The following is a 25,673-nucleotide window of genomic DNA, read 5'->3' as shown; positions in this document are numbered from 1 at the left end:
AATGAGTTGCGCGGCCGGCGACGACTCTCAGTGGGCCAGCTTCAGTCCGACCACCGATGCGACGATGAGAAAGATCAACCCGATCTTGAGCAACGACGCCGACTCGGCGCCGGTCACCATCGCATACGTGACCGTCAGTGCTGCCCCTATGCCCACCCAGATCGCATATGCCGTGCCGGTCGGCAAGTCACGCAGTGCGAATGCGAGTCCTGACATGGAACCCAGCAATGCCACCGCGAAAATGACGGACGGAACCACCTGGCTGAAACCTTGCGACTTTCCGAGAGCGGTTGCCCACACTGCTTCGAGCACACCGGAAATGATCAACACAATCCACGACATGAGACGCTGAACCTCCGAGCGCCGTCTTGTCGCTGGCCGGGTACGGCGCGCCTCGTCCGGGTGTCAGCATTGACACCTTTATTGTAGCAAATCTTGTACTGAGGCTATTCGTGGCGATTCACGTGCGGGCCGCGCCGCGAAGCGTTTCCGGTTCCGGTTCCGTGTGGTCCGGCAGCGCTACTCCGAAGAGCTACCGCGACTCACACCGATCACGCCGGCGCCGACGATTACAACGGCCAGACCGAAGATCGTGTAGAGCCACGCTGCGACGCCGCCGCCATAGTTGGCGATGTCGCCTATCCCCGCCGCGGCAAAGATGAGACCCATGGCGATGGCCAGTCCGGGGAGCACATAGAAGAGCGGTGAATGCGACGACATGGTGTCGACCTCCTGGCGTGTTATCGGTGCGGTGAGGAGCCTCCGACATCGACGTTAGGATTCGCGTAACCGTGCAGATAGGGCCTTTCGTCGAGAAATCCCGAGAATCCGCAGATATGTCACAGATGGTTCGTTAGATTCTTCGGCGGGCGCTTCTCGGGCTGACCGGTTGCGTAGGCACGGAGTCGACACCGCCCGCCTGCCGCGGTGAACGACGACGGAGGCAATTACACAACCTGTGAGAACGGCCAGTGGAAGCCCGTGCGACCTACCTACGATCCAAACTCCGCTGACGGGTACGGCCCGAAGTACACATGCTGGGGTAGGCCCTGCGGCGCCTGCAATCCAGCCGTCGACAGCGTTGCTCAGGGCCCGAGCGGGAAAGCAATCATGTGCGGCGGCCAGGTATGGGTGGGTGGACCGTGACCGCAGACAAGAAAGGCGCCCCGAGGGGCGCCTGACCTGCTCTAACTCTGCTCCCCCAACTGGACTCGAACCAGTAACCGTTCGATTAACAGTCGAATGCTCTGCCAATTGAGCTATGGGGGATTGCTCCGATCCGGACGCTGCGAAGAGCACCAGAACCGAACGCTGACTCTAGCGTATGGACTCGCGTCAGGACAAAACGGCTGGTCGCAGAGATGCCGCGCAGGGCTGTCTCGCCGTCATTCAGGGCGTCCGCGGGTGCTTGAGCGAGGCGAGATGCTCGCTCACCGCGGCACGGGTCTGATCGCGCGAATCGGTGCCGGCGAGCAGGAGGTGCATGGCGAGGCCGTCGATGAGAGCATGCAGCAGTAGAGCTTCGGCGTCGAGGTCGCGTTTTTCGTCGACCAAGCAATGCTCGCGCAGATCCGCGAGGACCCGCACACAGAGCGCACGCAGCCCCTGATGTGCCTCCACCGCCGCTGCCGCGAGACCGGGATGAGCGACGGATTCCGTCACCATCGCAAGGTTCACATGCATCTCGACGCGCCGGTTGTCGTCAAACGGGAGCAATTCGGCCAAGATGGCCTCGGCACGACGCAGCGGATCGCGGATGCGTGCCCGCTCTTGAATCCGTGCGGCGACACGCTCATAGATCAACCGCATGGAGAATTCGAGTAGCTCCTCCTTGTCGGCAAAAACATGCCGCAGCGAACCCGCAGAGATGCCCGCCTCGGCGGCGACCTCGCGAATTGAGACTCCGGATACCCCTTCCCGCAACGCAATCCGCCAGAGCGCCTCGGCTATTTCGGAGCGTCTCTCGGTGTGGTCGATCAGTTTGGGCATTGACTTATGCTAGCCCACTCGTGCTAGCTTAGCGATCATGCCTTGGTAGCACATTCGTATCACCTCCACCGACGACTGGAGCACAGCATGGGCGACACACGACGACACGTCTCCCTCGACGTCCTGCGTGGTATCGCGATCCTGGGAACCCTCGGCACGAACATCTGGATCTTCACCAATGTCGACGGCCTGATCGGCTACATCCTGGGCACTAACGAGGCGTCGGGCCCCTGGGGCACAGTGCAATCCGTGCTGCAGCAGATCACCCAGGGCAAGTTCTTGGGACTACTCACCATCATGTTCGGCGTCGGGCTCGCCATCCAGCAACGCTCGACCGCCAGACGTGGGCACAGATGGCCCGGCAAGTACTACTGGCGCGCCAGTCTGCTCTTCATCGACGGCACCGTGAACTACTTCCTTTTCACCGAGTTCGACGTGCTGACGGGCTACGCCGTCACCGGACTCATCGTCGCCTACCTCCTCGCGATGAGCATCCGTCGCCAACGGGTCGCGCTCTTCGCCGCAGCGGGCATACACGTTGCACTCCTAACGATAGTGGTGTGGGCTCTCGCCACCACAACACCTACCGCTGTTGCGCAACAACAACTCTCGCCAAATCCGTACGCTGACGGCTCCTTCCTCGAACTGGTTGCCTTCCGTACCGAACACCTGGTGCTGTTTCGGAGCGAGGTCATCTTTATCCTGCCGATGTCCATCGCGCTGTTCCTCGCTGGAGCGGCACTACTGCGCGCCGGTGTGCTCGAGCCGCACGGCGTGGCGCTGCGCAGTCGACTGATGATCGCAGGCGCAATCGCGTTGCCACTGGACTTCGCCGCAGGCCTCTTCGGAGGAGATGCCGGGCTCGTTCTTGGCCGCTACGGACTTGCTCCGATCGTTGCGTTCGGCATCCTGGCGTGGGTGGCACAGTTCTACGTCGACGGTCGTGCACCCGGCGCGCTTGGACGTGCGCTGGCTCCCGTGGGACGCACCGCCTTGACGTGTTACGTCCTGCAAAATGCACTCACAGGCGCGGTCTGCTACGGATGGGGACTCGGCCTTGCGGCCAAACTCGACTCCACCACGGTTGTCCCTGTCACCGTGACGCTCTTCCTCGCGATCGCCGGACTACTGATGGTGGGGTCGCGACTGTGGCTGGCACATCACGACCGCGGGCCGCTCGAATGGATGTGGCATCGCGCGTATGACCTTCTCAGCAGTGCCACGCGGGAACGGGTACGTAGCTGAATTTACGGCGACGTTCGTTCTCGAGCTTTACGGTCGGCAGATCAGGCCAAATGACTCGAGTCGACCTTCCACACGGCAACTGGCACGGCTCACGTCGCTGCAGTGGGGCGGGCGCGCGACCTGCGACCTACGGACGACAGATGACCCTGTAGGCTCGTTCGGTGCTAGCCCAGGTAGCTCAGTTGGTTAGAGCCTCCGACTCATAATCGGCCGGTCGCGGGTTCAAGCCCCGCCCTGGGCACACGAGAGGCCCCCACCGTGGAGGTGGGGGCCTCCTTCGATCTGGCGGAAGTCGTCGTCGTGGCAGGCTTCGGGGCCCACACAGTCCCTCGCCGAAGTTCTGACGGCAGTCCCCGTCCCGAGCAGCCGAACCGCCCGCCCGGTGACCGTCCCCACATTCGGGGCGCGGGGAGCGAAACGTCGCGTCAACTGGCCGCCCGGGCAGGTATCCGGCCATACTTTTCGATAGGTCGTAAAGCCTTGTGAATCCAGGCAGCTCCACCGTCGCAGCGCCGCCATCCCGAGTCCTCAAGGAGGCGAAAAGATGAGTGCAGATCACATCTGGGGACGCCCGCGTCCGACGCCTGACCGCTGCGAGGGTGCCCACACCTATGCCGGCGGCTGCCAATACAACTCCGACGACCCGCACCGACCGCTGTTCCCCGAGGAACTGCGCCCCGGCGGCAGGTTCACTGCCGCCTGAGCGCGCTCATCCGGCGTCGACCACGGGGTCGACGGCCTGCTCGAGCAGACTGCGCCGATATGCCTCGAGCGCGACGAGGTCCCCGAATACCGTGTGATAGCCGTCGGGATCGTCACCAGGGGCCATGCGTCGTAGCCGTGACTTGATATCGGCGATCTGCGACCCCACCCAGACCTCCTGCAGGCGAGCCAGCACGCTGCCGATGTATCGCGGGATGTTCTGCTCACTGACGGGCATCGGTTCGACGGCGAGCTCGGTCACGATCGGCCCGACCACCGGATTGTCGACCTCGTGGTTGACGGCGTCGATCCATTCCGTGCCCCCCATCCCCGACGACGTTCCGCCCAACGCCGACATGGCATTTCGGACCACGGTGTATGCGGGTTCGGTGAAGCACTCCTCGGGCAGCGAGTCGAAGACGGTACCCGCGATCGCCGGGTACTGTAGCGCGGCCTTGAGTGCCTCACGCTGCGGCCACAAGCGGGGATCGTCCGGATTGGGTCGTCCCGGTCCCGGTGCCTTTTCGGCTTCGGGTCGATCGCGTCGCATCTGCCGTCCTCGCCCGGAGGCTGACGGACGTCCGTTCATACGGGCGACGCGTGTTCCTTCCTCGCGCACCCGCGCGAGGACCTGCCCCACTTCTTCCCAACCGACCCATCCCGCGAGCTGACGCGCATACTCGTCGCGCAGTGCGACATCTTTGATACGCGCCACCACCGGGACGGTGTCCCGCAATGCGTGCACTCGTCCCTCGGCAGTATTCAGATCGAACCCCGCCAACAATGCCTTGATGGCGAACTCGAACATCGGCACCCGTCGCGCGATGAGATCGCGGACGGCGGCGTCGCCCCGGCTCTGTCGCAACTCGCAGGGGTCCATGCCCTCCGGCGCGATCGCGACGAAGGTCTGGCCGGCGATGGCTTGCTCTCCCTCGAAAGCCTTGAGCGCAGCGGCTTTTCCCGCCTCGTCGCCGTCGAAGGTGTAGATCACCTCGCCACGGAAGTACGAGTCGTCCATCATCAATCGACGAATCAACGCCAGGTGGTCCTCGCCGAATGCGGTACCACACGAGGCGACGGCAGTGGTCACGCCGGACAGATGCATCGCCATCACGTCCGTGTACCCCTCGACCACAACCACCTGATGGCTTCTGGCGATGTTCTTCTTGGCGTGGTCGAGACCGAACAACACCTGAGACTTCTTGTACAGCATGGTCTCCGGTGTGTTCATGTACTTGCCGAGGTTGTCGTCGTCGAACAGCTTCCGCGCTCCGAAGCCGATGACGTCTCCGCCGAGATTGCGGATGGGCCATAGGAGCCGACGGTGAAACCTGTCGATGGGACCTTTACGCCCCTGCTTCGACAATCCGGCGGCCTCCAGTTCAGCGAACTCGAAGCCCTGCGCCAACAATGCCTTGGTCATAGTGTCCCACCCGGCGGGCGCATAGCCGCAACCGAAGGTCGACGCCGCAGCGGCGTCGAAGTTCCGTTCGGTGAGGTAGTCGCGTGCGATCTGGGCGTCGGGGGTACGTAACTGCTCGGCGTAGTACTTCTGTGCGGCGGCGTTGGCAGCCACCAGGCGGGCACGGGTTCCGCGATCTCGTGCGACCGACGTCCCGCCGCCCTCGTAGTGGATCTGATACCCGATGCGGTCGGCGAGTTGCTCGACAGCCTCGACGAAACTCACGTGTTCCTGCTTCTGCAGGAAGCTGTACACATCGCCACCCTCGCCGCAGCCGAAGCAATGGAAGTGACCGTGATGCGGGCGGACGTGGAACGACGGCGTCTTCTCGTCGTGGAAGGGACACAGCCCCTTCAGCCGGTCGGCCCCCGCGGGACGAAGTGCGACGTAGTCACCGATGATCTCCTCGATACGTGTCTGTTCACGGATTGCCGTGATGTCACGATCGGGAATTCGGCCTGCCACGCCGACCAGTGTAGTGACCTCGCAGTTCCCGACGTCCGCTACATCCACAAGCACGCACCCCGACAAGCGAGCGAGCCGGTTCGCCCCGCTCGATCGACTACCGTCGAGGAGGAGGGGGGCACGAGTCGTCGCACCGAGGAGCACCCATGGCCACACCGTCGTTGTCCACCGCGCAGCAAGCCCGCCTCACCAGCGGCAAGAATTTCTGGCAGACCAAACCCGAAGCCGGCTTGCCGTCGATTGCGATGACCGACGGCCCGAACGGGCTCCGTAAGCAGGAGGGTTCTTCAGACGCCCTCGGCCTGTCACAGAGTGTCCCCGCGACGTGCTTCCCGCCCGCTGTCGGACTCTCGCAGACGTGGAACCCCGACCTCGCGGCACGCATCGGTGCGGCGATCGGCACCGAGGCACTCGCACGGCAGGTCTCGGTGGTCCTCGGCCCCGGCGTGAACCTCAAACGCTCCCCTCTCGGAGGCCGCAACTTCGAGTACTACTCCGAGGACCCGGTGCTGTCGGGAGCCTTCGGCGAAGCATGGGTGCGCGGTGTGCAGAGCGTCAACGTCGGGGCGTCGCTCAAGCACTTCGCGGCCAACAATCAGGAGACCGACCGCATGCGGGTCAGCGCCGCGATCGACGAGCGCACGCTGCACGAGTTGTATCTGCGCGCGTTCGAACACATCGTCCGCACCGCGCGCCCCTGGACTGTGATGTGCTCGTACAACCGGATCAACGGCACCCACGCGAGCGAGAGCCGCGAGCTTCTCACCGAAACCCTGCGGGACGCATGGGGATTCGACGGCGTGGTGGTCAGCGACTGGGGCGCGGTCGTCGATCGTGTCCGATCGGTGGCGGCGGGTCTCGATCTGATGATGCCGTTCGGGGGCGACGAACTCGACAACGACGTCGCAGCAGCAGTCGAAGACGGCAGACTCAACAGCAAGGCCCTGTCGGAATCCGCCGACCGGATGATCGCGCTGGTCGAGCGTGCGGCACCGCACATCCGTTCGGAGAACGGCACATTCGACGTCGACTCCCACCACGCGCTGGCACGTGAGGCGGCGGCGCAGGCGATCGTGTTGTTACGCAACGACGACGACCTTCTCCCCTTCGACAGCTCGGAGTCCGTGGCCGTGATCGGCGCGATGGCCACCGAACCGCGCTATCAGGGTGGCGGCTCGTCGAAGGTCAATGCCACCAAGGTCGACATCCCGCTCGACGAGATCAAGAAGCACGCGGGCACGGACGTCGCCTACGCCGCCGGTTACACCACTGACGGCGACGGGTCATCACAGAGCAGCGAGCTCATCTCGGAGGCAGTCACGACGGCGCAAGCAGCGACCAACGTCGTCTTGTTCCTCGGTCTCGCCGAACATCAGGAGTCGGAGGGATTCGACCGCACCACCATCGACCTGCCGTCCGACCAGCTCGAACTCGCGCAGGCCGTCCTGGCAGCCAATCCACGTACCGCCGTCGTGCTCTCACGCGGCGGAGTACTGCGGGTCGACCCCCTGCTCGCGCCCGCAATCCTCGACGGCGCGCTTCTCGGCCAAGCCGGAGGGGGCGCCATCGCCGACGTGCTGTTCGGAACCGTGAACCCATCGGGCAAGCTGTCGGAAACGATCCCGCTACGTCTGGAGGACAACCCGAGCTACCTCAATTTCCCCGGGGAGTTCCAACACGTCACCTACGGCGAAGGTCTGTTCATCGGGTACCGCTGGTACGACGCGCGCACGATGAACATCTCCTACCCTTTCGGACATGGCTTGTCCTACACACGCTTCGACTATCGCGATCTCTCCGTGACGACCACCGCCGACGGCCTCGACGTCGAGGTGACCATCGCCAACGTCGGACAAGTCGACGGCCGCGAGGTCGTGCAGATCTACACGGCGATCCAGAAGTCGGAGGTGTCGCGCCCCGTGCGCGAACTGAAGGCATTCGCCAGCGTCGAGGTCAAGGCGGGCGAACAGGAACGCGTCACGATCCGGGTACCGCGAGAGGTGTTGGCGTACTGGGATGTTCGGGTCCACGGATTCGTCGTGGAGGGCGCAACGTATCGAGTCGAGGCCGGAGCGTCGAGTCGTGACATCCGGCTGCACACCGACGTCGAGATCAGTGGAGACGAGGTCACGATCCCGCTGACCACCAATTCGACCATCTCCGAGGTGGTCTCGGTTCCCAGCGGCAAGGAGGCTCTCGCCGACCTGGTCACGAGTTCATTCCCCGACCTCACCGAGGACGACGGCCCAGGGCTACTCGCCATGATCGGATCGGTTCCCGTCGACGGGTTGCCCGAGTTCACCACCGGGACGGTCACCAAGAAGGCACTCGAGGACAAGCTCAAGGCGATCAACTCGTCGAACGACTGAAGCGGGCAGAACCCGGTCAGCCCAGATGCGCCTGGGCGCCGGAGTTCTGCTTGTCCATCCGTTCGAGCCGCCCCTCGGTCATCGAGGCGATCTGGTCGACGACGACCCGCAACCGCTGGGCGTCGGTGTCGGCGGCCTGCCAGGTCGGGACGAAGATCGGGTCCAGCCCTCCCGGCGCGGCAGCGGTCAACCACCCGGCGACACGATGAATTCGTTCACGTTGACGTGCCTGATGTGCCTTGTGACGTTCGTTGGAGAAAATGAATCGCAGCGCCATGGTCTTGAGAATCGCGACCTCGGCTGCGATCAACGGAGGCACCGTCAGGTCTGCGTCATACCGTGAAATCGATCGACCCCCCACCTGCTCGCGGGTACCGGTGATCGCCGCTGAGGCGAACCGCCCAATCAATTCACTCGTCAGCCGCTTCAACCGCACCGATGCGTCGAGACTTCCGTCGAACACTCCGACCGCCTGCACGATATCCATCCGCGAGAGTCTGCCCGCGGCGTCGATCAGCGGTTCCGGTTCGAGTTCGGGAAACTCGGCAACTCCGATCTCCGCGAGCATCCGCTGATCGTCAGGGTCGCCGAGCGATCGGAGGTCGATCCGGTTGGCGATGACCCCGTCCTCGAGATCATGGACGGAGTACGCGACGTCGTCGGACCAGTCCATCACCTGCGCTTCGATACATTGCCGATCGCCGGGCGAGCTCTGCCTGATCCATGCGAGAGTGTCTGCGTCGTCGTCGTACGCACCGAACTTGCGTGCCGGGGGCCGACGCAGCCAGGGGTATTTGAGCGTGGCGTCCAGTGATGCACGGGTCAGGTTGAGGCCTGCCGAGGCACCGTCGGCGTCGAGCAATTTGGGTTCGAGCCGCGTGAGGATGCGGAGATTCTGCGCGTTGCCCTCGAATCCCCCGATGTCGGCCGCGACCTCGTTGAGCGCACGTTCTCCGTTGTGTCCGTACGGCGGATGACCGATGTCGTGGGCGAGACCCGCGAGTTCGACGAGATCGGGTTCGCAGCCGAGTCCGATAGCGATCCCCCGGCCGATCTGCCCCACCTCGAGAGAATGCGTGAGCCGCGTGCGCGGGGTATCGCCCTCGCGGGGCCCGACGACCTGCGTCTTGTCGGCAAGGCGCCGGAGCGCAGCCGAGTGGAGTACGCGCGCCCGATCGCGCGCGTACTCACTCCGGTGATCGGTCCTGGTGCCGGGCAGACTGGCGGTCTTCGCGCCCTCGCGCACGATGCGCTCGACAGCCTCCTCGCCGTACGTGGCCGTCGACGGTATGCCGGTTTGACCCGAAAGCGGGGTACTAGTCAAGCACCCAACCCCGACCGACCGCGAAGTCGGTGACGCGCTGGCGGATGGCGACGATCTGCTTGGCGGTTAGGTCACCGGAAGCATCAAGCAGAAGCTCGGTGATCTCCTCGGTGAACGCTGCCGAATCGAGTGATCCGCCCCCGCCGCGTGGTCGACGACGATCGGCGCCGTGCGAGCGGTCGGAACCGTGCGACCGGCCGTGGTGTTCGTGGGAATCGCGACGATGCGGGCGCGACGACCCGGAGTCGTCGGCGGGCGCCTCCTCGGTGACCGCGACGTTGACCGCCTTGGCCCCGCGGTCGGTTTCCTCGATGTCGAACGAGACCTTGGCCCCGGGCTTAAGCGAATCCTCGTCGATGTCGATGTCGTTGATGTGCAGGAACACATCGGCACCGCCAGACTCAGGAGCCAGAAAACCGAAACCTCTGTTCGTGTCGTAGTGCACGACTTTCCCACTGACCGCCACGGCTCCACTCACTCTCCTCGCCGCCCGATCGAACCCCTTGTCCGACCACGCACGGCAACTCTTCCCAATTGTGACAGACCCTCGCAGGTCAAGCCCAGTCAACGACGGACCGATGCGCTGAGCGTCACGCTCCGAGCAGTCTGCTTCCCAGGTACTCGACGACGCGGTCGAGCGCGATCCGCTCCTGGCTCATCGTGTCGCGCTCGCGGATGGTGACCGCCTGGTCGTCGAGCGTGTCGAAATCGACCGTGACACAGAACGGCGTTCCGACCTCGTCCTGCCTGCGGTAGCGCTTGCCGATCCCCTGCGCGTCGTCGAAGTCGACGTTCCAGTACTTGCGTAGTTCCGCGGCGAGGTCCTTGGCCTTCGGCGAAAGCTTCTCGTTGCGTGAAAGCGGCAGCACAGCCGCCTTGACCGGCGCGAGTCGCCGATCGAGCCTGAGCACGGTGCGGGTGTCTGTGCCGCCCTTGGCATTCGGCACCTCCTCCTCGGTGAGCGCGTCGCAAAGGAATGCCATCACCGAACGGGTCAGGCCCGCAGCCGGTTCGATCACGTAGGGGGTGTAGCGCTCGCCGGTCGCCTGGTCGAAGAACGACAGGTCTTCTCCCGAGTGCTTGGCGTGGGTCGACAGGTCGAAGTCGGTCCGGTTGGCGACGCCCTCGAGCTCGCCCCACGGGTTACCGGAGAAGCCGAACTTGTACTCGACGTCGACGGTGCGCTTGGAGTAGTGCGAGAGCTTTTCCTTCGGATGGTCGTAGAGCCTCAGATTCTCGGGATCGATACCGAGGTCGGTATACCAGGCGAACCGCCGGTCGATCCAGTACTGGTGCCATTCCTCGTCTTCACCGGGTTTGACGAAGAACTCCATCTCCATCTGCTCGAATTCACGCGTACGGAAGATGAAGTTGCCCGGTGTGATCTCGTTGCGGAAGCTCTTGCCGATCTGCGCGATGCCGAACGGCGGCTTCTTGCGCGAGGTCGTCATGACGTTCTTGAAGTTGACGAAGATTCCCTGAGCGGTCTCCGGGCGCAGATAGTGCAGCCCCTCTTCGTCGTCGACCGGTCCGAGGTAGGTCTTCATCAAACCGCTGAATGCACGCGGCTCGGTCCAGTTACCCGGCTGCCCGGTCTCCGGATCGTTGATGTCGGCGAGCCCGTTCTCGGGCGGATGCCCATGCTTCGCCTCGTACGCCTCGATCAGATGGTCTGCGCGGTAGCGCTTATGGGTGTACAGCGATTCGACGAGAGGATCGGTGAACACCTCCACGTGACCACTGGCCTCCCACACCGGCCGCGGCAGGATGACCGACGAGTCGAGTCCGACGACGTCGTCACGGCTGGTGACCATGCTCCGCCACCACTGCCGCTTGATGTTCTCCTTGAGCTCGACGCCGAGCGGGCCGTAATCCCACGCCGACCGTGTCCCGCCGTAGATCTCACCACTGGGGTACACCAGACCCCGACGCTTGGCGAGGTTGACGACGGCTTCGACTTTGGACGGGGCAGCATTCGACGGGCGGGAGGCCACAGGGATCGTTCTCCACGGACGTTGGGACAGGTCACGAACTTCTCGCCGGTCACGCAACCGGCAACCCCTACAGCCTAGCCGCCCATCGAGGATGCCTGACCAGCGCCGTCGAGCGCAGGCGGACCTGCGCAGCACGGCAACGGGGGCGTCGGCCACAAATGACAACCAGTTCCCTTAAGATGGAGGAGTGGGAATTCGCGGCCAGTGTTCGGAAGGCCTCGGCCCGCGCAGCGTCGGGGCTCGCGACCTCGCTGCGCGTGAGGCTGCCAGCGATCTTCTCCGCGCGCTCGCATCGCCCACGCGGATCGCCATCGTGCTGGCTCTGCAGGAGAACGCCCGCTGCGTGCACGAGCTGGTCGGCTCACTCGATCTGAGCCAGCCGTTGGTCAGCCAGCACCTCCGTGTGTTGAAGGACGCCGGCGTCGTGCGCGGCGAGCGTAACGGTCGCGAGATCATGTACTCGCTGATCGACGATCACCTCGCCCACATCGTCACCGACGCACTCACACACGCGACAGAGCCGCACGCCGCCACGATGCCTGCGGCCGGGACTCCCGCAACACCGGGGGCGAGCGCCCTGCCCGACCCCACACCCCCGAGCGACGAAGCGACCCGATGAGCAGCACCGAAACCAGCCCGGCGACAGACCCCGACAGCACAGCCGGGCGAGAGCGCCCCGTCACCGGAATCCGCTCGACCAGACAACGGGCGGCGATCGCCGACGCATTGTCGGAGGGCGACGACTTCCGGTCGGCGCAGGAACTCCATGAGGAACTCAAGGCGCGTGGCGAATCGATCGGGTTGACCACCGTGTATCGCAACCTGCAGGCGCTGAGCCAGGCCGGTCAGATCGATGCCCTCTGGGACGGGTCGGGCGAGATGCGTTACCGCAACTGTTCCTCGGGACACCACCACCACCTGGTCTGCCGTGTGTGCGGGACGACGGTCGAGGTACAGGCAGAGCCGGTCGAGCGCTGGGCTTCACGCATCGCTGCCGAACACGGTTTCAGCGATATCCACCACACGGTCGAGGTGTTCGGAGTGTGCGCCGACTGTCGCGCCTCCCGCTGAGATGCTCCAGAAGTCGGTAGGACGTCAGGTCGCGTCGACGAGCTTGCGGGCGATGTCGCCGCCGGCAGACAGCACGATGTGCAGCACCGTCAGCATCGGAATATCGGCGAGCCCGTCGACCGCAAAGGTGTAGTACTGCAACACATCCGTGGTGATGCCGGTCAGATCGGAGCGACGCAGGTTACCGAAACTCAGTGTCGCGTCGAGCTCCTCGACATCGGAACGCAAGGCATCAGTGTTGGGCAGATTGAGCGCGAGTAACTGCGTGACCGACACCACGTGGAGATCGTCGGCGAGGGCGACGACCCGCACGGATGCCCGCGTCGAACCCACCTGCACAACCACCGATTCGCTGTCGGATTCTGCAACGTCGCCGATCTCACCCAGCAGCGCCGTCACGCGAGAAAGCAGATCTTGCTGTGCCGCAGACGGATTGACGTTCGAATAGTCGCTCATCGGCAACACCGGCTCATCGGGGATTCACACTCATCCGTCACTCACTCCGTCGTCATCACACCGCCGAAGCGGCGATCGCGTGACGCGTACTCGACACACGCTGCCCACAGGTCTCGGCGATCGAAATCGGGAAACAACTTCTCCTGATAGACCATCTCGGCGTACGCGGATTGCCAGAGTAGGAAGTTCGAGATGCGCTGCTCGCCCGACGGCCGGAGGAAGAGGTCGACATCGGGCATGTCGGGCTCGTCGAGGTACTTCGCGAACGACGCTTCGGTGATCCGCTCGGGATCGATCTCGCCCGCTGCAGCGCGTCGCGCTATTTCCCTTGCCGCGTCTGCGATCTCGGCACGTCCGCCATAGTTGACGCACATGGTCAGAGTCATGACCGTGTTGTCCTTGGTCAGTTCCTCGGCAACCTCGAGCTCCTTGATCACGCTGCGCCACAGGCGCGGACGGCGTCCCGCCCAGCGCACGCGCACACCCATCTCGTTCATCTCGTCGCGGCGACGTCGGATCACATCGCGATTGAAGCCCATGAGGAACCGGACCTCATCAGGGCTGCGCGACCAGTTCTCCGTCGAGAACGCGTATGCCGACAGCCACGTGACACCCATCTCGATGCATCCGCACACGGTGTCCATGAGGACCGCCTCACCGCGCTTGTGGCCCTCGGTGCGCGGCAGTCCGCGCTCGGTGGCCCAGCGTCCGTTGCCGTCCATCACCAGCGCGACGTGGCGCGGGATCAGTTCCGCGGGCAATGCGGGCGGCGTGGCACCACTGGGGTGTGGATCGGGTGGACGAACCACGCGTCGTTGCTGTGCTGCGGCAGCTCTCGCTCGTTCATCCCGAGCCGCGGACCGCGACCGTAGCGCCATCGCCGGCTCCTCTCACGTTCGGTGAAACCAGACTATGAGGGGCGGCACGTTCGATGAGCGGCAGGGTGCGCAACTGCCGCTCGAGATGCCACTGCAGATGTGCGGCAACCAAACCGCTGGCCTGGCGTCGAAGCGACTCCGTCGCATCGGTGGTGTGCTCCCACTGCCCGCGGTACAGCGCGTCCATCAGGTCGAGGACACCGGGCGACGGAGTCGCTGCGCCCGGCGGGCGACAGTGCAGACACACCGCACCTCCGGCCGCGACATGAAAAGCCCGATGTGGGCCCGGCTGGGCACAGCGCGCACACACATCCAACGCAGGCATCCAGCCGGCACAGTGCATCGCCCTGAGCAGGAAGGCGTCGAGGATCAACCCGCCCGGTCGTCGGTCGTCGGCGAGCGCTTCGAGTGCCCCGACGGTGAGCCGGTGCAACTGCGCCGCAGGCGCACGCTCTTCACCTGCAAGACGTTCAGCGGTCTCGAGAACGGCGCACGCGGTGGTGTAGCGGGCGTAATCGGCGACGATCGCGTCGGCAAAAGCGTGGATCGAGTGGACCTGTGTGACGACGTCGAGGTTGCGTCCCGGATAGAGGTGGATGTCGACGTGGGCGAACGGCTCCAGCCGGGCACCGAACTTGGACCTCGTCCGTCGCACGCCCTTGGCGACCGCACGCACCAATCCGTGCTCCGCGGTCAACAGAGTGATGATGCGGTCGGCCTCGCCGAGCTTGTGCTGACGCAGCACCACCGCTTCATCCTGGTAGAACCTCACCGCGCCATTCTTCCACCGAGCACCGACAACACCCGCTGTGACATGCCGCCAGAGGCGGGGACATGCCGCCAGAGGCCGGGGACATGCCGCAAGAGGAGCGAGGCCCTACTGTCGATCCACTTCCGAGTCGACGTCGCTGTGCCGCGGTTTCGTGGCGGTTGCCACCGCGTTCCGACTCCGCTGACTCGCGCCGACCACACCGGCGACGTGCTGGGGAGCGGGAGTGGTGATCGTCGGGAGGCTCCCGCTGCCGCCGTCGAGCAGTTTCGCCATCCGCGGACTCAGCCGCATACCGCCGGGAAAACGATGCCAGCCCTTGTGGTCGTAATACTTGGTTCCCGCCCAGCCGAGGAGAAGTCCCACGGCCAGTCCGACGAATGTCTGGATCACCGCACGGCCGAGACCTGCATCCCAGTCGGCGTCGAAGTACAGGATCGCCCGTACGCCGAGATAGACCAGGTGCATCGGCTCGAAGGCCGCGATCCAGGCGAAGATGCGTGGGCTGGCCTCCAACGGAACGGTTCCGCCCGACGACGGCAGACCGAGAATCACGAAGAACACGAGGTTGAGTATCAGACCGGGATTGCCGAAAACGGCCATCGCCGACGCCGAGGACACGCCGACCGCGAAGATCACCAGCACTGAATAGGTCCACAACACGAAGGCGTTCGGCAACGACGTCCCCACAGCGGTACACACGCCTATGTAGAGCGCCGATTGGACGAACGCGATCAACAGCATGATCGTCCACTTCGCGGCGAGCGTTCCCCAGCGGGAGATGGCCAGCCGAACCCGCAGTTGGTAGAAGGGCCCGAACTCGATCGGCGTCTGGCCGAGTGCGGCGTCGACGACGATGCTCACCATCATCGCGCCGGTGAATCCGGCGAGGATCAGCAGCAGCGTGAAGTAGAAGGCGGAGAGTCCGTTGCCCGATCCATCGGGCAACGGATTGGGTTCGACCGTCTGCACGTCGACAGGCTGCGACAACGCCAGCTGAGCGGCGCCCGTGAACGGCACGTCGGCCTTCGCCAACTGTTGCCGTACCGATTGAGTCAGCTGGTCGCCGACCTGCTTGTTGACCTGCGACGACACCCGCTCGGAGAACGTCGTCGTGATTGCCGAGGCGAACGTACCCGATCCGCGATTGATGTAGATGTCGATCGAGAGCTTCTCCGGCTTCGCCTGCAGCACAGCCGACTGCCCCAGTGCCACCGCCCGATTGGTGAAATTCGGACTGATGATGACGACGCCGTAGACCTTGCCGCTGTTCAACTCGTTGAGAGCGGTGGTCCGATCGGTCTGGTGAACCGCGATGCCGCTCTTGGCGGCCTCGTCGGTGATTCCCTTCGCGATCTGATCGCCGTAGTTCTGTTTGTCGCTGCCCCCGTCGGCGTTGGGGACCTCACCGCCGTTGTCCTGGTTGGCGAGTGCGATCGGGAAATCGTGCAGATTGCCCTCGGGGTCGGCGATGGCCCCCATGTAGAGCGCCGACATGAAGGACATGATGACCACGACGAGCAACAACGGCGCCAGCCAGAACTTCGGAGCGCCGAGCACCTCCGAGATGGTGCCCACCGCCTGCTCCTCATGCGGCGCCTCGTCTGCCTGCTCCGGCACTTCCTGCGTGACGTCGGAGTCGCCGACAGAGCCTGTCCCGTCGGTCGTTCCCTCGTGCTTACCCACTGCGTCGTACCTCCTCGAGAGATCGGCGGTCAGAAGCCCATTCGTCCCAACTGCTTCGGGTCGCGCTGCCAGTCCTTGGCCACCTTCACGTGCAGGTCCAGATACACCTTCACTCCCAGCAATCGCTCGATCTGTGCGCGAGCAGTGGTACCCACGTGTTTGAGCCGCGCACCCTTGTGGCCGATGATGATGCCCTTCTGGCTGTCGCGCTCCACGTACAGGATGGCGTGGACGTCGACCATGGGCGCCTGGTCAGGGCGGCGGTCCTCGCGCGGGATGATCTCCTCGATCACCACCGCCAGCGAGTGCGGCAACTCATCGTGCACTCCCTCGAGCGCGGCTTCACGGATGAACTCGGCCATCAGCACCTGCTCGGGTTCATCGGTCAGCTCGCCGTCGGGGTAGAACGCCGGGCCGGGTTCCATCAGCGACACCAGGACGTCGGTGAGCACGTCGAGTTGTTGGCCGCTCGTGGCCGACACGGGCACCACTTCGGACTCGCCGCCGAGTAGCTCACTCAAGGCCAGTAATTGCGCCGCGACGCGGTCAGGGGTGACACGATCGATCTTCGTCACCACGCCGAGCACCGTCGTCTTCGGCGCCATCTGGCGCACTTGCGACACGATCCAGCGATCGCCGGGACCGATCGCCTCGTCGGCGGGAATGCAGATCCCGATAACGTCCACTTCGGAGTACGTGTCACGGACGAGATCGTTGAGTCGCTGCCCGAGCAGGGTCCGAGGTCGGTGCAATCCCGGCGTGTCGACGATGATCAGCTGAGCGTCGGGGCGGTTGACGATTCCGCGAATCGTGTGGCGCGTGGTCTGCGGGCGATTCGACGTGATCGCGATCTTCTCACCGACGAGCGCGTTGGTCAGCGTCGACTTGCCGGTGTTGGGTCTGCCGACGAAACAGACGAAGCCTGAACGGAAGTCGCCCGAAGCGACCTCGTCGCTCATGACGACTCGACACGGCCGACGACTGCTCCGCTTCCGTCGGTGACGATCAACGGAGCCGCCGGGCTGATCTCCCGCAGCGTCGCCAGTCCCGGGTCGTCGGCACCACCACCGACGACGACGGCGGCCTCGAACTGTCTCGCTCCGCTGCCCAACGCCGTCGCGAGCGCGACCTGAAGCCCGGTCAGCTGTAGTGACCGGGTTGCGACGTCGGCTCCTGCGTAGGTGCGTCCGTCGCCATCGCGCACGGCGGCTCCCGATGCTGCCTCCGCGCGAGCGCGCGCTCCTCTGGCCAGCACGACGAGTTTGTGATCCTCGTCGTCGAGTGTCTGCGTCACCTGTGATCCTTGCCGTTGGGTGCGTGGGCCGCCGTGCCGCGGTCCGCGTCGTTCGGCTCAGAGTATTCCCCATCAGCGCCGGCTTCCCGATCGCGCACGCCGCGTCGCGCCGCGGTGTCGGACTCATGGCGCTCGCCGTTGCGGCGTCGGTCACGACGTGTGTCTCCCCCGTCGCCGGAGTTGTCGTCTGCGTCGACGTCGACGTCGCTCTCCAGCTTGGTCACCAACACGGTGGTGATACGTTGACGCCCTTGGCGGTTCGGCCCGCCCTCCGCGACGAGCCGCAGTCCGTGCGATTCCACGTCGGCACCGGGCAACGGAACACGCCCCAGTTCGAGTCCGACCAGTCCGCCGACGGTCTCCACGTCGTCGTCATCGATCTCGATGTCGAAGAGCTCACCCAGGTCTTCGACCGGCAAACGTGCCGACACCCGAATCCGTCCGTCTCCGAGGTCTTCGACGGGCGCGACCTCGTCGGTGTCGTACTCGTCGGTGATCTCGCCGACGATCTCCTCGAGCACGTCCTCGATGGTGACCAGGCCCGCGATACCTCCGTACTCATCGACGAGCAAAGCCATGTGGTTCCGGGTGCGCTGCATGTCGGCGAGGACCTTGTCCAAGGGTTTCGAGTCGGGAATGAACTCGGCCGGCCGCATCAGATCCCGCGTTCTGATGACAGTGATCGGCTCTCCGGCGTTCAGCGTCGACGCGAGGTCTTTGAGATAGACGACGCCGAGCACGTCGTCGGGATTCTCGCCGATCACCGGTATGCGTGAATGTCCCGACCGCAGAGCGAGGTTCAGCGCCTGCGCAACGGTCTTGTCGTTCTCGATCCAGACCATCTCGGTGCGCGGAACCATCACTTCGCGCGCATTGGTGTCGCCGAGGTCGAAGACGGACTGGATCATCCTGCGCTCGTCGGCGGCCACGACGCCGCTCGCCTCGGCGAGATCGACCACCTCACGCAACTCGACCTCCGTGGCGAACGGGCCGTTGCGATAGCCTCGGCCAGGCGTCAAAGCGTTGCCGATGAGGATCAGCAGTCGGGTGACGGGGGTCAACAGCACCCCGAGTGCCTGCAGAAACACCGCCGACGCCAGCGCGACACTGTAGGCGTGCTGCCTGCCGAGCGTGCGGGGCCCGACACCGGCCGCGATGTAGGAGAGCACTGTCATCCCCGCGATGGCGACGACGAGCCCCCACCCGACTCCGAGAAGGTCTACGAGTGAGACTGCGGCGAGCGCGACGGCCGCGGTCTCGCACGCCACACGGAGAAAGACTGCGAGACCGACATAGGTGGCACGCGCGTCCAACACCGCGACGAGACGTCGAGCACCTGCGCGCTGTTCTTTGACCATGTCCTCGACACGCGCGATCGACACGGTCGACACCGCGGTGTCGACGGCGGCGAACACACCGGCGACGGCGAGCAGAACGAGAGCGACGACGAGGAACCAGATGTCGTGCGACACGCTCACGTGTCCTTCGACGGGGGCTGAACCGGATCGGCGGCATCTGCCGCCTCATCGACCGCCGCGACGTCGGAGAAACCGATGTTGGTCAACAGTTTGGTGTCACGATCGGATTGCCGCCGTGCCTGCGCGATCCGGTGACGCTCGGCGTAGAACTCCTCGAGGATCTCGTTCTGCAGGCCGAACATCTCTTTCTCTTCCTCCGGCTCTGCGTGGTCGTAGCCGAGGAGGTGCAGCACGCCGTGGATCGTCAGCATCGCCAGTTCGTGCTCGTAGGAGCGTCTCGCATCCTTGGCCTGCTTCTTTGCGAAGGCGGGACAGATCACGATGTCACCGAGGATCGCCGGCCCGGGTTCGGCGGCATCGGGACGGCCCCCTGGCACGAGTTCGTCCATCGGGAAGCTCATGACGTCGGTCGGGCCGGGCAGGTCCATCCACTGGACGTGCATGTCAGCCATCGTGTCCTCGTCGACGAGGAGCAGCGAGAGTTCGGCGGCGGGGTTGACGTCCATCGCGGCGACGGCGAATCGAGCCGCGCCGATGATGAGTTCGGCCGGGGCGTCGACCCCCGACTCGTTGGCGAGTTCGATACTCATGAGCGTCGTCCCTGTCCTGCTGCGCGTCGGGCGGCACGGTTGCCCTGCGCTCCGGCATCACGCAACCGTGCCGACGACCGATGCGCCTCGTCGTCGCGTCCGTAGGCGTCGACGATGTCGGCGACGAGACGATGACGAACGACGTCGGAGCTGGTCAGGTGCGAGAAGTGGATGTCGTCAATGCCCTCCAGGATGCGGGTTGCGGCGTTGAGGCCGCTCTGCGCGCCGCCCGGCAGGTCCACCTGCGTGACATCGCCGGTCACAACCACCTTCGACCCGAATCCGAGCCTGGTCAGAAACATCTTCATCTGCTCGCTGGTGGTGTTCTGTGCCTCGTCGAGGATGATGAAGGCGTCGTTCAACGTCCGGCCGCGCATGTATGCCAGGGGCGCCACCTCGATGACGCCCGCGGCCATCAGTTTGGGAATCGACTCCGGGTCGATCATGTCGTGCAACGCGTCGTACAGAGGCCGCAGGTACGGGTCGATCTTCTCGCTGAGAGTGCCGGGCAGGAAGCCGAGACGCTCCCCTGCTTCGACGGCGGGCCGCGTGAGGATGATGCGGTTGACCGTCTTGCCCTGCAGCGCCTGAACGGCTTTCGCCATCGCCAGGTAGGTCTTGCCGGTACCCGCAGGACCGAGGCCGAACACGATGGTGTTGTTGTCGATGGCGTCGACGTACTTCTTCTGGTTGAGAGTCTTGGGCCGGATGGTCTTTCCACGACGGGAGATGATGTCGAGCGACAGCACCTCCGCAGGCGATTCCGCCGAACCTTCGCTCATCATGGACACGCTGTGGCGCACGAGATCGGGAGTCAGCGGAGTTCCGCGGCCGACCAGCTCGACCAGCTCGGCAACAACTCTCTCCGACGCCGCGACGTCGGCCTGTTGTCCGCTCAGCGTCACCTGATTGCCCCGCACGTGGATGTCGGCGGGCAGGAGCTTCTCCAGCGTGCGCAGGTTGATATCGCCGGCCCCGAGCAGACCGAAGACCACCTCGGGAGAGATTTCCACGGCGGAGGTGACCACAGGTCTGCCCCCGGGTGTTCCGCTGTTCGGCGCGTTCACGTCGGGGGTGCCGTCACTCACGTATGCAATCACTCCTGGGTTCGGTGGGGGTCGCAGACACGGATAAACCCGTGTCCGTGACGAGTCTATCGCGCCACAACGGCCGATCAGCAGGCAATATTCCGGTAGTCGCCACCACTCGCCCCTGCTCAGATCCCCAGGGCCCTCAGCGTGTGCCGATTGCACACGCTCCGTGGGTCGACGAAGGCGTCATGTCCCTCATCGGGCACGACGACGAGCTCTGCGGATTGTCCGCGCGCACTGACCGTTTCGACGTAGTGGCGGCTGACGTCAACCGGAATGGCGGTGTCGAGGGTGCCGTGGATGGCGACGACGTGCGCGTCGAAAGGCTCCTGCTCGATCGGCGAGGCCTGCCGATACTGCTCGGGCGCCTCATCGTAGGTCGCACCCATCAGGCCCTCGACCGACGGCCGCGCGGCACGGCCCGCTCCGACCAGGTCGAGTGCCGACGCCTGCGCGACCACAGTCGTGATCACCGTCGACGACGTTCTCGCACCGAGGTGTGCAACGGACCAGAGAGCAAGTTGTCCCCCGGCCGAGTGACCGACGACGGCCACATCGGCCCAGTCGACGCACGCCGCCAGATCCGGGTCGAGCGCGTCGGCAACGGAGGTGTCGAGTGCCTCGATCGCAGCGCGCACGTCGGCTCCCGTGCCGGGCCATCCACCGCCCGCCTCACCGACACGCCGGTACTCGACGTTCCACACCAGCGCGCCCCGCTCCGCGTACTGCCGGGCGATCGCCGACTCGATGGTCAGGCTGAACTCCGTGGTCCAGTAGCCGCCGTGGACGAGGACGACAGGACGCATCCGACCGGGACGATCGGCAGGGTCGGCGACGTGGTAGAGATGTCCGAACTGCGACGGCTCCGCGCCGTAGGCGATCTTCGTGCGGTGCACCGCGCACCGCTTCACCGGTCCCACCGATCCGTGAGCACTCCGATCGCGCCCAGTGCGACGGCCGCAGCAGCGGACGTGCGCAGCACCTCCGGCCCCAGCACCACCGATGTCGCTCCCAGCGCGGTGAGATCTGCGATCTCGGAGTCGTCGAGTCCGCCCTCGGGTCCGACGATGAGCACGATCTCGGTCGCCCCTGCCAGCTCTAACGACCGGAAGGGCACCGCTCCGTCCTCATGGAGTACGGCGACCACGCCGCCGGTTCCCGTTGCCTCTGCACAGAGTGCGCGGACGTCCATCGTCGTCGCGAGGTCGCCGATCTCGGGAATCCAGGGGCGCCGGCTCTGCTTCGCGGCCGCCGATGCCGCAGCCCTCCACTTGGCGATGCCCTTGTCGGCCTTGCCGGTCCACCGCGCGACGCACCGCGCGGACTGCCACGGCACGATGCGATCGGCGCCGGCCTCGGTCGCCAGATCGACGGCGAGTTCGGAACGCTCCGCTTTCGGGAGAGCCTGGACCACCGTCACGGTCGGGCGCGGGCGGTCGACGAAGGAGTAGGCATGAGCGCGCGCGACGAGGGTGTCCTTCGACCGGGTGGCCTCGACCGCGCAGTCGGCGACCGAGCCGCGACCGTCACCGACGAGGATCTGCTCACCGACGCCGAGGCGAGTGACCGTCACCGCGTGACGCCCTTCGCTTCCGGAGAGGACCACCTCACCGCCGACGCGGGGCACCTCGTCGACCCAGAACAGCGGAGGACTCATCGACGTCGATCTCTATGCGTGCGATCCATTCGCTGTGCCGCTCCCGGTCGACCGGTCAGCGTCCCGCGAAGGCGTTGCGAAGTCGCGAGAACAGACCACCGGGCGCCGCCGCGGCAGTCGTCGTGACCAGGTCGATCTGGTCGCCGGACGCCTCACGATACGCCGAGAGTGCCGCCGACCCTGCCGCGTCGAGCTTGGTGGGAACGTGCACGTCGAGGTGGACGTGGAGGGTGCCCCTGACACCGCTGTTGACGTGGGGCATACCCTGCCCACGGACCTTGACGACCTGCCCGGGCTGGGTGCCGGGCTCGATGGCGACGGTGATGTCGTCGCCGAGGATCGATTCGACCGTGAACTCCGCGCCGAGCGCGGCATCGGCCATCGGTACCCGGAGTGTGCAGTGCAGATCGTCCTTGTCGCGAATGAAGACGTCATGCGGACGCTCGGAGACCTCGACATAGAGGTCGCCCGCGGGTCCGCCGCCCATACCCACCTCACCCTGGCCCGCGAGCCGGACACGCATACCGCTCTCGATGCCCGCGGGAATGCGCACGGTCATCGAGCGCCGCGAACGCACGCGGCCGTCGCCGCCGCACTTGTGACACGGATCGGGAATGACCTCACCCGTGCCGTGACAGGTCGGGCACTCGCGCACCGTCATCACCTGACCGAGAATCGAGCGCTGAACCGCCTGGATCTCGCCGGCACCCTTGCAGATGTCGCAGGTCACGGGCTTGGAGTCGCCGTTGGTTCCCGAGCCGTGGCAGACGTCGCACAGGATCGCCGTGTCGACCGCGATCTCTTTGTTGACCCCGGAGGCGCACTCCTCGAGCGTCAGTTCCACCGACACGAGCGCGGGCTCGCCCGGTTGCACCCTCCCCTTGGGGCCGCGACTACCACCGAATCCGCCGCCGCCACCGAAGAACGCCTCGAAGACGTCACCGAGTCCGCCTCCGCCGAAACCTCCGGCGAACCCACCCGCACCCGGCCCGGCCAGCGGATCGCCCCCGGCGTCGACGATGCGACGCTTCTCTGGATCGCTGAGCACCTCGTAGGCCGTGGTGACCTCTTTGAAACGCTCCTCCTCGTTGGGGTTCACGTCGGGATGCAGTTCACGGGCCTTCTTGCGGTACGCCCGCTTGATCTCCTGGTCGCTGGCACCCTTGGCCACGCCGAGAACTCCGTAGTAGTCAGTTGCCACGCTGTTGTCCGGTCCTCTGTGTCCTGGCCGGAATGTCCGGCCCGCTGTTCTGTGTCGAAAATGTCCTGTGTCGCTGGTGTTCTGTGACGACGATGTTCTGCGTCGACGATGTTCCGGGTCACGATGTCTCGGGCCACAACCCCACGGGTGCCGGGCCTCGACGGTCCGGCTCGACGCCAGGGAGGTGACGGGTTGGCTCACTACGCGTCGCGCCGTTCAGCGCTCCGCGAGGACCTCACCCACATACTTCGCAACGGCCGCCACCGAGGCGATTGTTCCCGGATAGTCCATGCGGGTCGGGCCCACCACGCCAACGCTGCCGAACACCGTTCCCGATGCACCGTACCCTGTGGAGACCACCGACGTTCCACGGAGGTTCTCCGTCTGCGTCTCTTCGCCGATCTGCACGGTCACCCGTCCCATCCGCTGTGTCGTCGCCAACAGCTTGAGAACGACGACCTGCTCCTCGAGCGCTTCGAGGACCGTGTCCATGCCACCGTTGGTCGGCGCGAAGTCGGCGGCCGAGCGTGCCAGATTCGACGTACCGCCGAGCACCAGGCGGTCGACGCCGCGTTCGACGAGCGTCTCGACGAGCACCGTCGCGACCCGGATGACCTCGCTGCGGATGTCGCCTGGCGCCTCGTTGGCCAGTTCGGCAACCGCTGCCGATGCCTCCTCGAGGCGCTTTCCGTGCAGCGCCGCCGAGAACATGTCGCGAAGACGTGCGATGTCATCCTCGGACCGGTCGGCCCCCAGCGCCACCATCCGCTGCTCGACCCGACCGGTGTCGGTGATGACGACGAGCAGCAGACGCGCCGGCGACAAGGTGACCACTTCGAGGTGCCGGACCCTCGCCGTCGACAACACGGGATACTGAATGACCGCGACCTGCCTGGTCAGTTGGGCGAGCAGTCTCACGGACCTGCGCAGCACGTCGTCGAGATCGACGCCCCGGTCGAGGACCGAAAGGATCGCGCGACGTTCGGCGGCCGACAGCGGCTTGACCTCACTGATCCGGTCCACGAACATCCGGTAGCCCTTGTCGGTGGGGACACGCCCCGAGCTCGTATGCGGTTGCGCGATGTAGCCCTCGGCCTCGAGCACGGCCATGTCATTGCGCACCGTCGCGCTCGACACCCCGAGATGGTGCCGTTCGACCAGGGCCTTCGAACCGATCGGTTCCTGCGTGTCCACGTAGTCGGTCACGATGGCACGCAGTACCTCGAACCGCCGATCGTCGGTCGCCGACACGCTCGCCACACCTCCTCGGGCCTACTGCGAATACAGTTCAGAGAAATACACTCTGGCCAATACAGTTGGCTGGATCCATCTTAGGTGACAGTCGGCGCCCGACCGGGCCGACACGGAGCGCGCGCCGAGCGGCGACCACGCGCCAGACACAACGGAGAGAACGTCGGGATGATTTTCAAGGGTGTGCGCGAGGGGAAGCCCTATCCCGACCACGGGCTGTCGGTACGCGGCTGGGCCAAGATCCCGCCCCGCCAGCTGCGGCTCGACGAGCTCGTCACGGTCACGACAGTGCTGGCACTCGACAAACTCCTCAGCGAGGATTCCACCTTCTACGGCGACCTGTTCTCCCATGTCGTGCGCTGGCAGGGCGAGTTGTACCTCGAGGACGGCCTACACCGCGCGGTGCGCTCGGCGCTGCGAAACCGACACATCATCCACGCACGGCTCCTCGACCTCGACGCCTACGATCTCTCCCCCGGCGCACTACCGCTCGAGGAGCAGCTCGACGACACCGCCGAGATCCCAACGACGTCGAGCCGTCCCGTCCGTCCGGTCGACCCGCCGCGCAACTCCTCCGGTGCGGGTGGCGCACATCGCCTCAGAGGCCGCAGCACCGGGTGGACGACGCCACCGCGTCGACCGTGATCAGACGCCTCGTCACGGACACACCGTCACGAGCACAGACCGTCCGCATACAACGG

Annotated in this window: 26 protein-coding genes, 2 tRNA genes and 1 riboswitch; of the genes, 7 read left to right on the top strand and 21 right to left on the bottom strand. The window is 65.3% G+C overall.

The annotated features are described in order from the left end of the window. Window positions 1-27: 27 nt before the first annotated feature. The 4 genes from GOACH_RS22700 to GOACH_RS22685 form a co-directional block, all read right to left on the bottom strand. Window positions 28-342 carry a DMT family transporter gene (locus GOACH_RS22700; RefSeq protein WP_005180604.1) on the bottom strand — a complete coding sequence of 105 codons (315 nt, stop codon included), beginning with the start codon at window positions 340-342 and terminating at the stop codon, window positions 28-30. Between the two features lie 15 nt (window positions 343-357). Beyond that, window positions 358-421: riboswitch (guanidine-III (ykkC-III) riboswitch) on the bottom strand. Window positions 422-519: 98 nt separating this feature from the next. Next, on the bottom strand, window positions 520-720 hold the full coding sequence (locus GOACH_RS22695; protein WP_005180600.1) for a hypothetical protein: 201 nt from the start codon (window positions 718-720) through the stop codon (window positions 520-522). Window positions 721-1,196: 476 nt separating this feature from the next. Next, window positions 1,197-1,269, bottom strand: a tRNA-Asn gene (locus GOACH_RS22690). 120 nt (window positions 1,270-1,389) lie between these two features. Then, window positions 1,390-1,989: a TetR/AcrR family transcriptional regulator gene (locus tag GOACH_RS22685; protein WP_005180596.1), complete on the bottom strand. Its 600-nt coding sequence runs from the start codon at window positions 1,987-1,989 to the stop codon at window positions 1,390-1,392. Between the two features lie 87 nt (window positions 1,990-2,076). Here GOACH_RS22685 and GOACH_RS22680 point away from each other — a divergent pair, with 87 nt between their 5' ends. From GOACH_RS22680 to GOACH_RS24055, 3 genes are all read left to right on the top strand, one after another. Further along, window positions 2,077-3,234 (top strand): DUF418 domain-containing protein, encoded by a 1,158-nt coding sequence (locus GOACH_RS22680; protein WP_005180590.1) that lies wholly within the window; start codon window positions 2,077-2,079, stop codon window positions 3,232-3,234. Between the two features lie 167 nt (window positions 3,235-3,401). Next, window positions 3,402-3,475: transfer RNA gene (locus tag GOACH_RS22675), tRNA-Ile, on the top strand. 303 nt (window positions 3,476-3,778) lie between these two features. Beyond that, window positions 3,779-3,937 (top strand): hypothetical protein, encoded by a 159-nt coding sequence (locus GOACH_RS24055; RefSeq protein WP_005180589.1) that lies wholly within the window; start codon window positions 3,779-3,781, stop codon window positions 3,935-3,937. A gap of 6 nt (window positions 3,938-3,943) precedes the next feature. Here GOACH_RS24055 and dnaG read toward each other — a convergent pair whose 3' ends face one another. Continuing rightward, window positions 3,944-5,863: a DNA primase gene (gene dnaG / locus GOACH_RS22665; RefSeq protein WP_005180587.1), complete on the bottom strand. Its 1,920-nt coding sequence runs from the start codon at window positions 5,861-5,863 to the stop codon at window positions 3,944-3,946. Between the two features lie 146 nt (window positions 5,864-6,009). On the opposite strand from dnaG, the gene GOACH_RS22660 reads away from it, so the two are divergent. After that, window positions 6,010-8,232: a glycoside hydrolase family 3 C-terminal domain-containing protein gene (locus GOACH_RS22660; protein ID WP_005180585.1), complete on the top strand. Its 2,223-nt coding sequence runs from the start codon at window positions 6,010-6,012 to the stop codon at window positions 8,230-8,232. Between the two features lie 16 nt (window positions 8,233-8,248). On the opposite strand, the gene GOACH_RS22655 is transcribed toward GOACH_RS22660, so the two are convergent. The 3 genes from GOACH_RS22655 to GOACH_RS22645 form a co-directional block, all read right to left on the bottom strand. Continuing rightward, window positions 8,249-9,556 carry a deoxyguanosinetriphosphate triphosphohydrolase gene (locus tag GOACH_RS22655; protein WP_005180582.1) on the bottom strand — a complete coding sequence of 436 codons (1,308 nt, stop codon included), beginning with the start codon at window positions 9,554-9,556 and terminating at the stop codon, window positions 8,249-8,251. After that, complete coding sequence (locus GOACH_RS22650; RefSeq protein WP_005180580.1) at window positions 9,549-10,022, bottom strand: cold-shock protein; 474 nt, start codon at window positions 10,020-10,022, stop codon at window positions 9,549-9,551. Before GOACH_RS22650 ends, GOACH_RS22655 begins: the two co-directional genes overlap by 8 nt. A 124-nt stretch (window positions 10,023-10,146) precedes the next feature. Then, window positions 10,147-11,550, bottom strand: coding sequence for a glycine--tRNA ligase (locus tag GOACH_RS22645; RefSeq protein ID WP_005180577.1), 1,404 nt, complete (start codon window positions 11,548-11,550; stop codon window positions 10,147-10,149). Window positions 11,551-11,737: 187 nt separating this feature from the next. Between GOACH_RS22645 and GOACH_RS22640 the strand changes: the two genes are divergently transcribed. Beyond that, window positions 11,738-12,169 (top strand): ArsR/SmtB family transcription factor, encoded by a 432-nt coding sequence (locus tag GOACH_RS22640; RefSeq protein ID WP_005180574.1) that lies wholly within the window; start codon window positions 11,738-11,740, stop codon window positions 12,167-12,169. Beyond that, window positions 12,166-12,621 (top strand): Fur family transcriptional regulator, encoded by a 456-nt coding sequence (locus GOACH_RS22635; protein ID WP_005180573.1) that lies wholly within the window; start codon window positions 12,166-12,168, stop codon window positions 12,619-12,621. Before GOACH_RS22640 ends, GOACH_RS22635 begins: the two co-directional genes overlap by 4 nt. Before the next feature lie 24 nt (window positions 12,622-12,645). Here the strand turns inward: GOACH_RS22635 and GOACH_RS22630 are convergent, their stop codons facing one another. The 13 genes from GOACH_RS22630 to hrcA form a co-directional block, all read right to left on the bottom strand. Next, window positions 12,646-13,077 carry a hypothetical protein gene (locus tag GOACH_RS22630; protein ID WP_005180570.1) on the bottom strand — a complete coding sequence of 144 codons (432 nt, stop codon included), beginning with the start codon at window positions 13,075-13,077 and terminating at the stop codon, window positions 12,646-12,648. A 41-nt stretch (window positions 13,078-13,118) separates the two neighbouring features. Then, complete coding sequence (locus GOACH_RS22625; RefSeq protein WP_040519613.1) at window positions 13,119-13,955, bottom strand: isoprenyl transferase; 837 nt, start codon at window positions 13,953-13,955, stop codon at window positions 13,119-13,121. Continuing rightward, window positions 13,921-14,727: a DNA repair protein RecO gene (gene recO, locus GOACH_RS22620; RefSeq protein ID WP_005180565.1), complete on the bottom strand. Its 807-nt coding sequence runs from the start codon at window positions 14,725-14,727 to the stop codon at window positions 13,921-13,923. Before recO ends, GOACH_RS22625 begins: the two co-directional genes overlap by 35 nt. Before the next feature lie 105 nt (window positions 14,728-14,832). Beyond that, window positions 14,833-16,410, bottom strand: coding sequence for a YhgE/Pip domain-containing protein (locus tag GOACH_RS22615; protein ID WP_005180563.1), 1,578 nt, complete (start codon window positions 16,408-16,410; stop codon window positions 14,833-14,835). Between the two features lie 29 nt (window positions 16,411-16,439). Then, window positions 16,440-17,369, bottom strand: coding sequence for a GTPase Era (era, locus tag GOACH_RS22610; protein WP_005180560.1), 930 nt, complete (start codon window positions 17,367-17,369; stop codon window positions 16,440-16,442). Next, window positions 17,366-17,704: a cytidine deaminase-like protein gene (locus GOACH_RS22605; RefSeq protein WP_005180558.1), complete on the bottom strand. Its 339-nt coding sequence runs from the start codon at window positions 17,702-17,704 to the stop codon at window positions 17,366-17,368. The genes era and GOACH_RS22605 overlap by 4 nt, the downstream gene beginning before the upstream one ends. After that, window positions 17,701-19,176, bottom strand: a complete 1,476-nt coding sequence (locus GOACH_RS22600; RefSeq protein ID WP_005180555.1) for a hemolysin family protein — start codon at window positions 19,174-19,176, stop codon at window positions 17,701-17,703. The genes GOACH_RS22605 and GOACH_RS22600 overlap by 4 nt, the downstream gene beginning before the upstream one ends. Window positions 19,177-19,178: 2 nt before the next feature. Continuing rightward, window positions 19,179-19,772: an rRNA maturation RNase YbeY gene (ybeY, locus tag GOACH_RS22595; protein ID WP_005180553.1), complete on the bottom strand. Its 594-nt coding sequence runs from the start codon at window positions 19,770-19,772 to the stop codon at window positions 19,179-19,181. Next, complete coding sequence (locus GOACH_RS22590; RefSeq protein WP_005180551.1) at window positions 19,769-20,860, bottom strand: PhoH family protein; 1,092 nt, start codon at window positions 20,858-20,860, stop codon at window positions 19,769-19,771. The genes ybeY and GOACH_RS22590 overlap by 4 nt, the downstream gene beginning before the upstream one ends. Window positions 20,861-20,988: 128 nt before the next feature. After that, window positions 20,989-21,759: an alpha/beta hydrolase family protein gene (locus GOACH_RS22585; protein WP_005180549.1), complete on the bottom strand. Its 771-nt coding sequence runs from the start codon at window positions 21,757-21,759 to the stop codon at window positions 20,989-20,991. An 11-nt stretch (window positions 21,760-21,770) separates the two neighbouring features. Beyond that, window positions 21,771-22,520 carry a 16S rRNA (uracil(1498)-N(3))-methyltransferase gene (locus GOACH_RS22580; protein ID WP_005180547.1) on the bottom strand — a complete coding sequence of 250 codons (750 nt, stop codon included), beginning with the start codon at window positions 22,518-22,520 and terminating at the stop codon, window positions 21,771-21,773. 55 nt (window positions 22,521-22,575) lie between these two features. Beyond that, window positions 22,576-23,721 (bottom strand): molecular chaperone DnaJ, encoded by a 1,146-nt coding sequence (dnaJ, locus tag GOACH_RS22575; RefSeq protein WP_005180545.1) that lies wholly within the window; start codon window positions 23,719-23,721, stop codon window positions 22,576-22,578. 216 nt (window positions 23,722-23,937) lie between these two features. Beyond that, window positions 23,938-24,972, bottom strand: a complete 1,035-nt coding sequence (gene hrcA, locus GOACH_RS22570; RefSeq protein ID WP_005180542.1) for a heat-inducible transcriptional repressor HrcA — start codon at window positions 24,970-24,972, stop codon at window positions 23,938-23,940. Between the two features lie 168 nt (window positions 24,973-25,140). Here hrcA and GOACH_RS22565 point away from each other — a divergent pair, with 168 nt between their 5' ends. Continuing rightward, window positions 25,141-25,617, top strand: coding sequence for a type II toxin-antitoxin system VapB family antitoxin (locus GOACH_RS22565; RefSeq protein ID WP_005180538.1), 477 nt, complete (start codon window positions 25,141-25,143; stop codon window positions 25,615-25,617). The last annotated feature ends 56 nt before the right edge of the window (window positions 25,618-25,673 follow it).

The organism is Gordonia aichiensis NBRC 108223 (genome assembly GCF_000332975.1).
Lineage (GTDB): Bacteria > Actinomycetota > Actinomycetes > Mycobacteriales > Mycobacteriaceae > Gordonia > Gordonia aichiensis.
The sequence above is the reverse complement of the archived record's forward strand: the minus strand, read 5'-3'. Positions and strand labels throughout refer to the sequence as shown.